The sequence below is a fragment of the Acinetobacter sp. GG23 genome (assembly GCF_057766365.1).
Window position 1 is genome coordinate 20,701 of sequence record NZ_JBYMDJ010000013.1, and the last position, 13,244, is coordinate 33,944.

A 13,244-nucleotide genomic window follows, 5' to 3' on the forward strand; every position below is an offset into this window, starting at 1 on the left:
ACCTGCATTTGTTGCGGGTTTTTTTATATTTACAGAAATCATATTTCATTCAATAGAATTAAAAACTTAAGATGAAATTGATTAAATCACTTTAATTCTTGAAATTAATGCATCAGCATCGAAAAATATTCAAAAAGAGTTCCTACATATGTTTAATGATGACATTCATGCTGCTTTCAGGTTGTCAGCCACCATCGTCTGGCGAAGCAGTGGGCATTCGTTATCCAGTTTTATATATGCAATTACAACAAATGGACTTGCCTGAACAACTTGCAATGCCGGTTGAAAATATTAAAGCTCGTCAGATTAATGATACTTGGGGTGCAGCACGTAGCGAAGGACGCAAGCATGAAGGCATTGATATTTTTGCCAAGCGAGGCACTTTTGTACTGAGTGCAACACAAGGGATTGTCACTCGAGTCGGAACTAATAATTTGGGGGGTAAGGTGGTCTGGATTACTGGGCCGAATTTAAGTCGACATTATTATGCGCATTTAGACGATTATGCGGATCAGATTCAAGAAGGAGACTGGGTAGAAGCCGGTCAAGTGATTGGTTATGTAGGAAATACCGGTAATGCTAAAAATACACCGCCCCATTTACATTATGGTATTTATTTCAATGGGCAAGGTGTGATCAATCCTTATCCTTATCTGGTTCCAGATTCTTAAAAGTATCAGAATAAATCAGATTTCTTTCATCTTCTGACCTTGATCCGAGCGGGTATACCAAGCCAATTGTAAAGTTCCCAATAATAGAACCACAGTAGCCAATATAAACTGTTGATGATAAGTTACACCGAAATGTTGCAGGGCACTAAAACTTAATCCGCCAATCAGCTGCACAGATGCAAAACACAGCGTGGCTATACTCCATAGTTTTTTATAAGCCAGACCATAGAGTTGTAAAATCGTATAAGAGGTCAAAAACACCACGGCCGGATTGAGCATTCCTGTAAAGAAGGAGGAAGCAAAAGTCAGCAGCTGACTGGTGTTTAATGTGGTAATAAAAATCGCCAGGATATATAGACTATACAGAATTTTCAGGCTGGTAAAATTGCCAAATTTTCTTGCCAGTGAGTAAGCGGCAAAAGCCCCCAAAGCACTGCCTACGCCATACAGAATCCAGTTAAAATTAATCCAGAACAGAGTCAGCCCCAGTTCATGGCTGAGATAGTCAATCCAGAATAATGAATGCGGAATATAGGCAAATGCACTGCAAGCATACACAATCATCAAGCTATAAAAGAGTGCATTGAGTGGAGTCTTAGGTACACTCTGAACGGTTTGTGCAGACAAATGATGCTTAAATTGTTGCAGCAGCAGACTTAAGCAACCACAAATAATCAGTGCAAACCCACATAAAATAAGCCAGGCTGTCTGTATCGAAATTTGATCCAGATAAGGCAAGAAAAGCGTAGCTATTAAAACCCCGAGACCAATTCCACTAAAGCCAATAAAATTAATTTTAAAACGATCCTGAATGTCGCAGCATTGTGCAACCACACTAGGGGATAAGATCATTAACAAGCCACCGCTGATCCCCGAAACCACACGCCAGAAGATATACCAAGCTTGAGGGAAATTTGCAAAAGCACAGCACATTAAACTGAACATTCCCGCAAGTGCGGCAATTTGAATGTAAAGGGTCATGCTTTTGTTTTGAGGCAGTCGCATGGCTACAAAAGCGCCCATCAGATAGCCGAGTAAATTGGCACTCCCTAAAAGACTGGCAAAACTGCTTGACCAGTCAAATGCTTCACGTGTGCTGGGTAAAAGTGCGGTATAGGAAAAACGTAAAATACCAATTCCTAAACACATGCTGAGGCATAAAAAAAGACTAAGCCTGATATTGTTTGGGGACATCCGTGTGCTCGTAGCTCTTGGGTATTAATTCAATATAATAAATAACATGAGTACTAAACAATGAATAGGATCAGACCTTACAAACGCTGCACAAATATCGATGTTTGACCCATTAAGCAATATTTAAGACAACTCTTATAGAGTTGGGCGACAGATAGCCCTTTATTTTGAAAATTGAATTTTTTCAATAAAGGCATACAATGCCGCTACTTTATTATACTTTTTAGAATTATGAATTTCTCATATCGCGCTGATATAGATGGCTTAAGGGCTATCGCCGTTTTATTGGTGATTTTTAACCATATCGGATTATCTTTCTTTTCTGGAGGATATATTGGTGTCGATGTCTTTTTTGTGATTTCAGGTTATTTAATTACCCTCATTTTAACCCATGAAATTCAGTCCAAACGGTTTTCTATCGCACGCTTTTACAAGAAGCGCGTGGTACGTCTAGCACCTGCTTATTTTACGGTGCTCAGCGTGGTTAGCATCATTGCTTGGCTGGTGATGTTACCAGGTGATCTGACTCAATATTTTGATAGTGTCATGTACGCAACTTTGCTGATGGCGAATATCTATATGCGCAATGAAGTAGGAGATTACTTTAGCCAGAGTGCTGAAAGTATTCCTTTATTGCATTTGTGGTCGCTTGGGGTAGAAGAGCAGTTCTATATTTTCTGGCCTTTATTATTATTGCTGTTTGTTGGAAAGGTATCACGTAAATATAGCTGGGCTATAGTCACGACATTAATCGTGGCCTTATTGTTTTATGCCCAGCATAAATTGACGCAAAATGCAGAGAAGGCCTATTTCAGTATGCCAGTACGTGCCTTTGAGTTGCTCATTGGTGCATTGATTGGCTTTTTGCCACAGCTTAAGCTGCCAAAAAAAATAGTGCAAAGTCTGGTTTGGGGCAGTTTAATCGTATTGTTTGCGGCAGCAGCGTATTTTAATGAAAAGACTCCATTTCCGGGAGCAATGGCGCTTATCCCATGTTTGGCAACAGCTTTCATTATCTATTTGGGGCAATGTTCACCTTCAACTAACCTGTTACTCAACAATCCTCTGAGTACTTGGATTGGAAGGATTTCCTATCCTCTGTATTTATGGCACTGGCCTATTATTGTATTGTTTGGCATTTATATGCGGCCATTAAATACAGAAAATCAGGCTGTGATTGTACTATTGTCTATCCTGTTGGCATTTTTAACTTATCAACTGATTGAAAAACCAAGCAAACGTTTTGTGATGATGGCCAATTACAAAGTGATAATCATCGGTTTTCTGGTACCCGCCCTCAGTTTTATTGCTGTTGCAAAGACCATCAATATCAATAAAGGTTTTCCAGAACGATTCCCTGAATCTATTTATATCAAGCAACAAGCACTCAATTCATTTGCCCATGTGATCCGAAATAAATGTATGGATATTGAAGATCCGAAAATATTACCTGAGCAGGATGATTGTGTTTTGGGCAAAGCGAAAGCTAGTATCGATTTTTTATTGATCGGTGATTCTCATGCCAATGCTTATACCGCAATGCTGGACGTATGGGCTAAAGATGCCAATTTACGCGGTTATGACGTTACTCAAAGTTCAACTTTCTATTTGCCTGGTGTGCAGCGTTTTGACTCTAATTTTAATCGATGGGAAGAGCTGAGTGAATTTAAATTAAGAAATGAGGCCATTACCGCTCATCTTGCAAAAACACATTATCCAAGCATTGTTTTAGCGGGTTCATATGTACCGTATTTTGGTCATGAGATAAAACTTGAAGATGATATTCATCATTCAAATGAAGAAATATTCAAAAACGGTTTCATGAAAGCGCTGGAAATTGCCTATCAGTCCAGTGATCAGGTCATATTGCTCAATGATGTCCCTTGGTTAGATCAAGATGGAGTGCCGGCAGATTGTAATCTACGCAATGAAATTTTAAACACAGAGGCCCAATGTACTGTTTCTAAAAGCAATTATGAAACACAGCTCATGAAATTTAATCGGATTGTTGCAGAAGCAAAACTGAAATACCCTGACTTGAAAATTATTGATCCGACGAAGGTGATGTGTAATCAGCAGACCTGTAAAATTATGCTCAACAATGTGCCTTTATACCGAAATAAAGACACCAACCACATTAATAATCAGGGTTCTCGGCAATTAGGGATTGAATATTTAAAACGATATGGTAATCCGCTGAAAGATCAAAAATGAATTGCAGACATAAAAAACCGCGCTATATAGCGCGGTTTTTTAGCATTTTTAATTAACGCATTTTTGCCAGGAAGCGACCTAAACGGGTAATCGCTTCACGTAATTCATTTTCAGCCGGCAAGAACACTACACGGAAATGATCTGGAGTCGGCCAGTTGAAACCGGTCCCTTGAACCAGTAACACTTTTTCAGCACGCAAAAAGTCGAGCATGAATTTTTCATCATCCTGAATTGGATAAATCTCCGGATCCAGTTTAGGGAAACAGTACATTGCACCTTCTGGTTTGACACAAGATACGCCGGGAATTGCATTCAGCATTTCCCAGGCGATATTGCGTTGTTCATATAAACGACCACCTGGACGAATCAAGTCATTGATGGATTGATAGCCACCAAGTGCTGTTTGAATGGCATATTGCGCTTGATGGTTGGCACATAGGCGCATTGAAGCCAACATGTCTAAACCTTCAATGTAGTCCATTGCACGTGATTTATCACCGGTAATGGCCATCCAGCCTGAGCGGAAACCTGCAATACGATAGGCTTTAGACAAACCGTTAAACGAGACACACAGTTGATCACCAGCAAGTGCAGCCACTGCCACATGTTCAATGCCGTCATAAACGATTTTGTCGTAAATTTCATCTGCAAATAAAATCAGGTCATATTTTTTTGCAAGTGCAACAATTTGTTCCAGTACATGACGTGGGTAAACTGCGCCTGTTGGATTATTCGGATTGATAATCACAATACCACGGGTATTGGGGGTGATTTTACTTTCCATATCCGCAATGTCAGGATACCAGTAGTTCTCTTCATCGCATTTGTAATGAATCGCCGTACCACCTGACAGGTTTACCGCAGCAGTCCACAAAGGATAATCCGGCATGGGAACCAGCATTTCATCGCCATCATCCAGTAATCCTTGCATTGCCATGACAATCAGTTCGGATACCCCATTACCGAGATACACATCATTGACATTCATATTCAAAATGCCTTTTTGCTGGTAATACTGACAAATTGCTTTACGCGCAGGAAAAATCCCTTTCGAGTCTGTATAACCTACGGCATTCGTAAGGTTTAAAGCGACATCGTTAATAATTTCTTGTGGTGCTTCAAAGCCAAAAGGGGCAGGATTACCGATATTGAGCTTAATAATCTTATGCCCGGCTTCTTCCATTTCGTTGGCCGCTCGTAACACAGGTCCGCGAATGTCGTAGCATACATGCTCGAGCTTAGACGATTTCTTAATTTCGCGAGGGGTTTGGAAAGTGTTCGGCATTTTAATGTTCTCGGAAGGAGTGGAGGTCACTTTTGCATAACGATATAAATAACTTTTAAATGTCTCAGTTGTTACTAAATCAAGATTGTGTTCATCTCGAAGTAAAGCAACAATTTTTTCGTGCGTAAATCCTGCCTGTTGATACTGTCTAATCAAAGGAAGCAAATTTTTAAAAATAACGCTCTTTTTTTGCGACATTTTTTAATCCTGAGCAAGCTTATGATAAAGAGTAACACTAAATTTGCTCACAAAAAAGCATTTCTTAAATGAATTGCTCACTCTATTTTTAAAATTTGCTTACTTTTTGCTTTTTTAGAGAAATTATAGGTCTTTTGTAAAATGTTAACGAAAGACTAGAAATTTAAATATGAATGACGTAAATATAGGATTATTTTATTTTAAATAGCAAGAAAGAAGGTGCGTAGCCATGGGAAAACTCAATAAATCAGACCGAGAATGGCAAAGAGAGTTATCACCTGAAGAGTTCCGTATTACACGTCAAAAGGGAACAGAGCCTGCATTTACAGGTAAATACTGGAACACAAAACAAGATGGTACTTATGTCTGTCGTTGTTGTGGCGAGCCGTTATTTAGCTCAGAGACAAAATATGATAGTGGTTGTGGTTGGCCAAGCTTCTATAAAGCCTTAAATAATTCTGCAATTGAAGAACATCAGGATACGACCCATGGTATGGTGAGAACTGAAATTGTTTGTCATCATTGTGACGCACATTTAGGGCATGTTTTTGAAGATGGTCCACAGCCAACAGGGTTACGCTATTGCGTAAATTCAGCTTCATTAGAATTAAAAACACAAGAAAAAAATGACGAGGAAACATATCCATGACCAACATTTATCAGTTTGAGGCTGAGTTGTTAGATGGAAAAAATAAATCATTTGCCGATTATGAAGGTAAGGTTTTATTGATTGTAAATACTGCAAGTAAATGCGGTTTTACCCCCCAGTTTGCAGGTCTTGAAAAGTTGTATGAGAAATACAAAGATCAAGGTCTCGAGGTTTTGGGATTCCCCTGTAACCAGTTTGGCGGTCAAGATCCTGGCTCTAATGAACAAATCGGGGCTTACTGCCAAAAAAACTATGGGGTAACATTTCCCATGTTTTCAAAGGTGGATGTGAAAGGCCCAGAAGCGCACATTTTATTCCGTTATTTGACTAATAACAGCAAAGGAATTCTAGGCAATGGGATTAAATGGAATTTTACCAAGTTCTTGATTGGTAAAGATGGCAAGGTGTTAAACCGTTTTGCACCGACCACGAAACCTGAAGAATTAGAAAATGAAGTTGAAGCTGCTTTGGCAAAGTAGTCAAAAGCAATTACTGACTAAAGTAAAATAGGGCGATCAATTGATCGCCCTAAATTTATCTAAAAAAATGCTGTTTAGATTTTTTAAATGAGTAGAGTGTTTATAAAATCGCTTTTAAACGCTGAATGGCTTGTTCACACTGCGAAATATCTGCAACCAAAGCTAGACGTACATGGTTTTCACCCGGATTGCCTTGTTCGGTATCACGAGACAGATAACGTCCAGGAAGCACTTTAATATGCGCTTTTTCCATTAACATTTTTGCAAAAGCTTCATCATTGTCGACTTTTAACCAGTAATAAAAGCCTGCATCCGGTTTTTTCAGTGGCAATAACTGACCGAGTTCATTTTGAAATAGTTCAAATTTGGCACGATACAGTTTACGGTTTTCTTCCACATGTGCTTCATCATCCCAAGCGGCAATAGACGCCAGTTGATGTTGCACCGGCATTGCTGCACCGTGATAAGTACGATATTGCAAATACGGTTTAAGTAATGCTGCATCACCCGCTACAAAACCTGAACGCATACCCGGTAAGTTTGAGCGTTTAGAAAGTGAGTGAAACACGACACAGTTTTTATAGTCGTCACGTCCAATTTCAGCACAGACTTCAAGTAAGCCGACTGGTGCTTGATCAAACCAGAGTTCTGAATAACATTCATCCGACGCAATGACAAAGTCGTATTTGTCTGAAAGTTCAATCAATTTCTTGAACTGTTCTTTAGACAATACCGCACCGGTTGGGTTACCCGGTGTGCAGACAAACAGTAATACTGTTTTTTCCCAGACTTCTGCAGGAACGGCATCAAAATCACCGAGGTAATTGTTTTCTTCAGTACAGTTAATGAAGTACGGTTTTGCCCCTGCAAGTAAAGTTGCACCTTCATAAATTTGATAAAAAGGATTTGGCATAACCACATAAGGTGCATCTTCACGGTTCACCAAAGCTTGAACAAAAGAGAAGATCGCTTCACGTGTACCAGATACAGGAAGAACATTACTTTCAGCACTCATGCTATTCAGCTTAAAACGACGAGTAAGCCAGTGGGCAATGCTTTGACGCAGCTCTGGTAGGCCTTTACTGTTTGGATAAGTCGATAAATGCTTAAAGTTGTCAATAATTGCCTGTTTTACAAACTCTGGCGCAGGATGTTTCGGTTCACCAATCGATAATGGAATCAGTGGTAAATCTGCAGGTTTTATATCCTGAAAAAGTTTATTTAACTTTTCAAAAGGATAGGGGTGCAACAGTGACAAACTTGAGTTCATGAAATCGATACCGCTTAATTTAAGTTAATGTTGGCCAGAGACTTGATTCGAGGCTTCATCCAGTGCCAATTTTAATTGAGCAGCAAAAGTTTGAGCTTCTGAATCGGACATGGGAATGCCATCTTTTTTAGTGACAAAGAAAATATCTTCTGCGCGTTCACCCAAGGTCGCAATTCTAGCAGAGTGAATATCCAAACCTTGCATCATAAATAAACCGCCTATTTTGGCAAGCAAGCCCGGATGGTCAAGTGTTGCTATTTCCACCATGTTTTGCTGTAGCGCAGCATTCATGGTGATATCAACAGTATTTTCAATATCAAAATGACGTAACTGGCGTGGAATGCGACGTTGCATTAAACCTGGATATTTATCCGATTGACTGAGTGCTTTGACTAAAGCCTCAATCACGGTTTCTTCACGTTCAGGATCGGTCAGCAAGGTACCAAAACGGTCAAGCACTACATAGGTGTCCAGGCTAAATGCAGTGGATGCCGTAATAATTCGTGCATCTTGAACGTCAAGATTCATCCGGTCAAATACAGCCACTGTAGTGGCAAATAAATTGGGCTGATCTTGCGTGTAAATAAAGATCTGAACCGCATCTTGGGCATATTGACGATGGGCACGCATTAACACCAAAGGTTCAGTATTGTTGCCATGTTGCAAGATGGCACGGGTATGCCAGGCAATTTCATCGGCTGATTCTTTAATGAAATACTCATCGCCAAGTTCCTGCCAAACCGTTTCTACATCGTATAGCGAGAAATCATTGACCAGCAGTTCACTTGCTGCAAATTTGGTGTCCTCAATCAGCATTTGATAATCGACAGGACGCCCCAGACCGGTACGAATTACATCACGGGCATGGGTGTAAAGCTGACGCATTAAGGAAGCACGCCAGGTATTCCAAAGTTTTGGATTGGTCGCGTTAATATCTGCCACCGTCAAGGTATACAGATAATCCAGATGTTCCATATCACCAAGTTTTTCAGCGAAAGCTTGAACCACGTCAGGATCGGAAATATCTTTTTTCTGCGCCGTCATCGACATGAGCAAATGGCTTTGAATCAGCCATGCCACCAGATTGCATTCACGTTCAGTAAAGCCATGTTTGCGACAGAACTTGATTGCATCTTCTGCACCCAATTCACTGTGATCACCGCCACGACCTTTGGCAATATCATGGAATAGAGCAGCCAAATAAACAATATCGCGACGTGCCAGACGCTGGAACACTGAACTGACCACAGGGAAATTTTTTGCAAATTCAGGCTCTTTAAAGCGGTTTAAATTGCGCAGCAATAATAGGGTATGCGCATCTACGGTATAAATATGGAACAGGTCATATTGCATCAGGCCCATAATTTGGCCAAATGCAGGAATATAATTGCCTAAAACGCTATATCGCTTCATCGCAACCAAAGTGTCATAAAGACGATGCGGTGAACGAATAATCGCCATAAACAAGGCTTGATGTTGAGGATTATCTCTGTAGTTTTGATCAATACGTTTTGCCGCAAGGATCAGAAGACGCAAGGTGCGTGCGCGAATGCCTTCAATTTCAGGGCGATTGGCCAATAAATAGAAAATTTCTAGAATTGCGCTTGGACGTTCTGAGAAAATTTTATGATGCTGTACCGCGAGTTTGCCATCCACCAGTTTGAAGTTTTCATTAATTTCTTCAATTTTGCGTTCATAGTTGGGCAAACGTGGCGTAATCACCGATTCATTAAAGTAAGCCAGCAGCATTTCATTGAGTGTTGAGACTTGCTGCGCGCTACGATAATAACGCTTCATGAATTGTTCGATTGGATAGTTGGGTGGCTGATGTTCTTCACGGGTGTAGCCAAACAGGGCTGCAATGTCGCGTTGGTAATCGAACAACAGACGGTTTTCATCACGCTTGGTTAAGCGGTGTAAATGATGGCGGATTTCCCACAAAAAACTTTCCGCTTCTTCTAATACCCCTAGTTCAAAATCGGAAATAAAACCTAAATGTACCAGATCATAAATGCGATTGACCCGAAAATGGCGTTTTGCAATCCAGCCAATTTGGTTAATATCACGAATACCGCCCGGTGCATTTTTAATATCTGGTTCTAAATTACTTTCAGTATTGTTGTGCTGGGCATGACGTCGTGCCTGCTCATCCATTTTGGCATCAAAAAAGGTTTTATCTGTCCAGGTTTGCGAAACAATACGACGCGGCCATTTGGCTAAATGTTGATTGCCAATAATCAAGCGTGACTCAATCAGGGCAGTGGCTACAGTTAAATCGCTGGTAGCCTGTTCCACACAGTGGGAAATGGTACGTACACTAATGCCCGGTTTAAAATTACCGACATCCCAAAGGGAGGAGATAAAGGTTGAAATCAACTTTTCCTGATCTGGAGTGATTTCATCTTCTGATAAAATCATGATGTCGATATCGGAATAGGGTAACATTTCCCGACGGCCATAACCGCCAACGGCAAATAGTCCCAGATCAGTCTGATCCAGTTCAGCATGCCTCCAGAGGAATTCCAATGCCTCATCAATCAGATTTGATCGGGCCAAAATGATTTCTCGGATTGACTGTCCATTTTCAAAACCTTCCTGAAGCTGATTTTCAACATCGGTGCGCCATTGATTGATCGCCTGAATGTCATGGTTACTTTTAACGTAATTCAACAGCGGAGAGGTATTGATCATGAACAGAGATCCATAAATAAGGTGATACGTTTAGTTTTGCTGAACAATGACTTGAGTCGCCGTATGCAATGCAAGTTCACGTGCTTGATCGGTTGTTTCGGCACGTGCCGTTGCCACACCCATGCGACGACGTTTAAAACCTTCGGGTTTACCAAAAAGCCGTAAATCTGTGTCCGGATTAGATAAAGCAAGATTTAAGCCAGAAAAAGACAGATTGTGATCATCAACACCCGCATAAATAACTGCACTTGCTGCAACGCTATGGCGTGTTGTATTCACAGGCAGGCCTAAAATGGCACGTGCGTGCAGTTCAAATTCGCTCTGGAATTGCGATGCAAGTGTCACAAGCCCCGTATCATGCGGACGTGGTGATACTTCACTAAACCATACTTTATCGCCTTTGACAAACAGTTCGACTCCGAAAATACCGCAACCGCCCAAGGCTGCTGTTACTTTATGTGCAATCCGTTTAGATTCCTCTAAAGCTGCTGGAGTCATAGCTTGAGGCTGCCAGCTTTCGACATAATCGCCAGCATCTTGACGATGTCCGATCGGGTCGCAGTATTGAGTTTCGATTTCACCCGTTTCTGCATTTTTAGCCCGAACTGTCAGTAAGGTAATTTCAAAGTCGAAATCAATTTGTGATTCCACAATGACTTTGCCTTGATTCACACGACCGCCAGTTTGGGCATATTCCCAAGCTGCATCAACCTCATCAAAATTTTTAACCCGCGATTGTCCTTTACCTGAAGAAGACATCACTGGTTTGACGAAATTCGGATAGCCAATATCATCACAAGCCGCGCGGAAAGATTCAATCGAGTCGGCAAAACGATAGGCAGAAGTTGGTAAACCCAGTTCTTCGGCGGCCAAACGGCGGATACCTTCACGGTTCATGGTGAGGTTGACGGCTTTTGCTGATGGAATAACAGTCGCAATATTTTGTTGTTCAATATCAACTAAAACTTCAGTCGCAATGGCTTCAATTTCAGGAATAATGAGGTTGGGTTTAACTTGTTGTATCAGTTGTTTGAGTTGTTCGGCATTTGCCATATTTAAAGTATAAGCATAATGTGCAACTTGCATGGCAGGTGCGTGATCATAACGGTCAGCAGCGTGAACCTCCACGCCGAGACGTTGCAGAGAAATCACCACTTCTTTACCCAACTCTCCTGAACCTAATAGCAAAACTTTAAACGCAGAAGCTTGAAGGGGAGTACCAATAGTCACGCTCATGTAAATCATCCATGCTTGATTTTATGGGCTTTTAGCATAGCAGAACTGATTGGGGTGATAAGCCTGGATTCACATAAAATAATGATATTGTCTAACAATTTTATTTATAAAGTTGTTAAAAAAATCTCCTTAAATTCTTCTTTGAAAAGAAGGCCCTTGATAGGGAGTTTGGATCTATAGGCTTTAGAAATAAAAAGGCAGGTAAGTATAAATCAAACCATACGTCACGGCTGCGGTTAAAGTCGCAGGAACAATTTGCTTAAACTTAAAATACAGACTGGCTAAGGTTAGAAAACCCATCAGCATGGCAAAGCTTTTATTTGGTGTTTCCATCAGCGGCGGAAGAGTGGCGACCACCAGCATGGAACTAATCGCGGCAATACCAATACTGCCTAAAGCAATTTTGATCCAGACCGAGCCACGTTTTTGTGATTTTTGCTGATGTTTTTGAAGCACATAAAAAGGACCGAAACGTGAAGCAAAATTGGCAATTCCGACAATGATCCCCACCAGAATAATTTCAAGATTCATGAGGCTCTCCAAATTCATCATCATGCTGTTTTAAAATATAATGCTTAAATAAACCGGCTAAAATACCAGATAAAATTCCAATGAAAATCGCAGCCGATAAATTAATGAAATAGTAGGCGATAGCGGAAATTATTAAACAGACAGCGACGATAAAAGTATGTTTCTTTTCAAATGCCGCCAGCAGGAAGCTCAAGAACAGGGCAGGAAGCAGAAAATCCAGTGCGGCTTGCAAGAATTGCGGTAAGTGACTGACTTGGTCCGCGAATAAGCCCCCTAAGAACGAACCTAAAGCCCATGATATCCAGCTGAACAGGCTTACCCCCAACATCCAGGACTCAGACCATTCCTGACGACGTTGCGATAGTTTAATCATCCCGGAAGCAAACACTTCATCGGTTAGACCCCACGCCCAAAAGGCTGTCTTTTTTAGGTTTAATTTATCTTGAATCAGGTTTTGAAGGGCTGGACCATAGAGTAAATGGCGAATATCCAAAGCAATCACGGTGAGGGCTGTCATCCAGATGGATGTACCACTACCCAGTAAAGCCACCACTAAAAACTGACTGGCACCAGCATACATAGAGCAGGATAAAAACAGGGCCTCCCAAGGAGTAAAGCCAAATTGTGTTGCAGAAACACCGAAAGCAAAAGAAACAGGAAGATAGGTAAAAATAATGGCTTGACTATCTTTAGCGCCTTGCCAAAAGCCAGCAGCTTGTACTGGAAGGATTTTGTGCTCAGACACGACACACCTAAGGAGAATTAGACAATGAGGGGAAAATGTTGATTGAGTATTCTACCCGAATTCACTAGCATAGTGCCGAAA

At 40.9% G+C, this 13,244-nt stretch carries 11 protein-coding genes; 4 read left to right on the forward strand and 7 right to left on the reverse strand.

From position 1 onward, the window contains the following. Nucleotides 1-158: 158 nt before the first annotated feature. Nucleotides 159-671, forward strand: coding sequence for a M23 family metallopeptidase (locus tag AC3CAU_RS16135; RefSeq protein WP_447054291.1), 513 nt, complete (start codon nt 159-161; stop codon nt 669-671). Nucleotides 672-686: 15 nt separating this feature from the next. On the opposite strand, the gene AC3CAU_RS16140 is transcribed toward AC3CAU_RS16135, so the two are convergent. Beyond that, nucleotides 687-1,865 (reverse strand): YbfB/YjiJ family MFS transporter, encoded by a 1,179-nt coding sequence (locus tag AC3CAU_RS16140; protein WP_447054292.1) that lies wholly within the window; start codon nt 1,863-1,865, stop codon nt 687-689. Between the two features lie 231 nt (nt 1,866-2,096). Here AC3CAU_RS16140 and AC3CAU_RS16145 point away from each other — a divergent pair, with 231 nt between their 5' ends. Continuing rightward, a complete protein-coding gene (locus AC3CAU_RS16145) occupies nt 2,097-4,079 on the forward strand; it encodes an acyltransferase family protein (RefSeq protein WP_131213472.1) in 1,983 nt (660 codons plus the stop codon). A gap of 52 nt (nt 4,080-4,131) precedes the next feature. Here the strand turns inward: AC3CAU_RS16145 and AC3CAU_RS16150 are convergent, their stop codons facing one another. Next, nucleotides 4,132-5,562 (reverse strand): pyridoxal phosphate-dependent aminotransferase, encoded by a 1,431-nt coding sequence (locus AC3CAU_RS16150; protein WP_131213470.1) that lies wholly within the window; start codon nt 5,560-5,562, stop codon nt 4,132-4,134. A gap of 229 nt (nt 5,563-5,791) precedes the next feature. Between AC3CAU_RS16150 and msrB the strand changes: the two genes are divergently transcribed. Further along, nucleotides 5,792-6,211 (forward strand): peptide-methionine (R)-S-oxide reductase MsrB, encoded by a 420-nt coding sequence (gene msrB, locus AC3CAU_RS16155; protein WP_067724171.1) that lies wholly within the window; start codon nt 5,792-5,794, stop codon nt 6,209-6,211. Further along, nucleotides 6,208-6,690 carry a glutathione peroxidase gene (locus AC3CAU_RS16160; protein WP_131213468.1) on the forward strand — a complete coding sequence of 161 codons (483 nt, stop codon included), beginning with the start codon at nt 6,208-6,210 and terminating at the stop codon, nt 6,688-6,690. The genes msrB and AC3CAU_RS16160 overlap by 4 nt, the downstream gene beginning before the upstream one ends. 100 nt (nt 6,691-6,790) lie before the next feature. On the opposite strand, the gene dapC is transcribed toward AC3CAU_RS16160, so the two are convergent. The 5 genes from dapC to AC3CAU_RS16185 form a co-directional block, all read right to left on the reverse strand. After that, complete coding sequence (gene dapC / locus AC3CAU_RS16165; protein ID WP_131213466.1) at nt 6,791-7,960, reverse strand: succinyldiaminopimelate transaminase; 1,170 nt, start codon at nt 7,958-7,960, stop codon at nt 6,791-6,793. A gap of 24 nt (nt 7,961-7,984) precedes the next feature. Then, nucleotides 7,985-10,651, reverse strand: coding sequence for a [protein-PII] uridylyltransferase (gene glnD / locus AC3CAU_RS16170; RefSeq protein WP_131213464.1), 2,667 nt, complete (start codon nt 10,649-10,651; stop codon nt 7,985-7,987). Between the two features lie 30 nt (nt 10,652-10,681). Then, on the reverse strand, nt 10,682-11,896 hold the full coding sequence (gene purT, locus AC3CAU_RS16175) for a formate-dependent phosphoribosylglycinamide formyltransferase (protein ID WP_171459105.1): 1,215 nt from the start codon (nt 11,894-11,896) through the stop codon (nt 10,682-10,684). A 174-nt stretch (nt 11,897-12,070) separates the two neighbouring features. Next, nucleotides 12,071-12,418, reverse strand: a complete 348-nt coding sequence (ygaH, locus tag AC3CAU_RS16180) for an L-valine transporter subunit YgaH (RefSeq protein ID WP_447054293.1) — start codon at nt 12,416-12,418, stop codon at nt 12,071-12,073. Continuing rightward, complete coding sequence (locus AC3CAU_RS16185) at nt 12,408-13,163, reverse strand: AzlC family ABC transporter permease (protein ID WP_447054294.1); 756 nt, start codon at nt 13,161-13,163, stop codon at nt 12,408-12,410. Before AC3CAU_RS16185 ends, ygaH begins: the two co-directional genes overlap by 11 nt. Between the last annotated feature and the right edge of the window lie 81 nt (nt 13,164-13,244).